Origin of the sequence: Methylobacterium sp. E-065, from assembly GCF_022829605.1 — a bacterium.
Classification (GTDB): Bacteria; Pseudomonadota; Alphaproteobacteria; order Rhizobiales; family Beijerinckiaceae; genus Methylobacterium.
Genome location: NZ_JAKSYD010000223.1, coordinates 1 through 2,000, shown reverse-complemented (window position 1 = coordinate 2,000; position 2,000 = coordinate 1). Strand labels below are relative to the sequence as shown.

Annotated in this window: 1 pseudogene; it reads left to right on the top strand. The window is 58.0% G+C overall.

The features are described 5' to 3' along the window. Positions 1-301: 301 nt before the first annotated feature. Positions 302-481, top strand: a pseudogene (locus MKK84_RS25980) (ISL3 family transposase); the annotation flags it as partial. Positions 482-2,000: the final 1,519 nt, after the last annotated feature.

Sequence of the window (2,000 nt, the reverse complement as noted above, 5' to 3'; positions counted from 1 at the left end):
GCCCTCGCGGTTGCCGAACAGCAGCCTGTCGAGGGTGCGGCCGGCCATCACGTCGAGTAGGCGAACTCGCTGTCCCGTGCGCAGCCAATCCTTCTTGATCCGCCAAGCCCGGGTGTCGAAGCCAGTCAGCACCTGATCGCGCTTGCACGGACGTGATGGACGCCACACCCGGCTCCACGAGCGCGCCGCGATGGCGGCCCCCGTCGATCAACCGGACGGCGTGGCTTCTTCAGGCCGACCCGAGCACACTCGTTGCGGACGATCGCCGCTTCCTCGATCGCCTGCGGGGGAAACCCCCGATCTGGGGAAGTTCTCCGCCGGCCTCGAGCGCGCCAGGGACGCGGTACGCGGCGCGATCACGACGCCCTGGTCGACGAGTCCGGTGGAGGGGCAGATCGGCAGGCTGAAGATGCTCAAGCGCACGATGTTCGACCGCGCGGGCTTCGCGCTGCTGCGCCAGCGCGCCCTCACCGCGATCTGACCTGGCAGTCCGCGCCACACAAAGTGCGGAAGAACCAGACATCCAGGCCCGTTGACAGTAACGATCGGACACTCGAAGGGATCTGTATCAGGCGCGCGAACGGAGCAAAGGCAACAGCTTATCTTTTCAGGTCCAACTTGGGCGTCAAGCACTTGGCGGGGCTGAGTCCCGCCAAGTACAGGAACGTTCCGGTTAGATGAGCCGGCGCAACGTAGGCCGATTAGGATCCTTACCCGCACTCACGTTGTGAAGGAGCAGCCGGTTCCACAAGGGCCATCGTTCTTGAAATAGATCTGCCTCGTCCGCGAAAGAAGGATGTAGGGTATTGAATTTCGGTCGACTCCCGGCTGACATGTTGTGGTCGTAAGTTCGAGCGAAGATGCGGTGCTTGAAGACGTAAGAAAGCATATGAGGCTGATTTAGCACCGGTTCAATACTGAACGAGTGACAGGAAGTGCTACCAGGTCGGAACGTATGGGTGAGCCGGTCGAACGCCTCTTGACTGATTGAACCGGAAACGAGCACACAACTAGAAACCCGCCATACTGCAGCGATGCTACCTCTAGTTCCTAGTGAGACATCGATGCCACCGATTGCGATGGCACCGGGCATCGATTCGAGCAAAGCTTGCTTTTGCTGATCGAGTAGTCTTCCAAGATCAAAATCGACGAGCAAGCCTTTTGCCACTAATGCACTGGGCGGAGTCCACCACAATTGAACCCACGGATCATCCTCCCCAAGGACATGCTCCGCTTGCGAGAGAAGCCGCAGCCGATATCGACGCGCGCACACAGGGCAAGCCCCCGAAAAGCATCGGTTGCCCTTTCGGCAAAATTTCAAACGCTCGAAAATCCCTTGAGCGGCTCGGCCCCTGTTTTTCGCTAACCGCTCCATAGTGCGGCTGGCTGCTCGGCGACAAATTTCGAATGATTCGTAGCGAGATATATACGATTTGAAGTCAGTCATAGATTGGCTCCAGTTTATAGAAGCCACTACAAGCAACCATATATTTACAGTGTCAAATCAGGCAACACGAGATACTTTGTCCAAAGTCGTCTATAATTGACCAGTAAGATCCGAAAAGGACTTGATCACTTTTTCGTCATAGGCTCGATCGACCTTATGGCCTCTATAAGACTGAACTTCTAATCCATAGCCATCGAACGAACCCCCGCGGTGCTCGTCGTCGCAGAAAGCGGGAGATCGTTCTTTAACGGCTGAGCTTTGCCGAAAGGAGCTGTTCCCGCTGTGGCGAGGAAGAGGCAAGGGGCTGAGGTGAAACGCTTCGCCGTGTCTGTTGTCCATCGAACACGTATCTCGGCCCTCTTGATGGCGAGCACATCGCTGATAAGGTCGGCGCCATCACCCCTTATCACCCTTCATCCCCGATACTGGGGCTGCCGCTGCTCCCAAGCCCGAAACGGCGTCAGCGCCTCATCCCGGATCGCACCAGCAAGGTCGGTGCCCTCGCGGTTGCCGAACAGCAGCCTGTCGAGGGTGCGGCCGGCCATCACGTCGA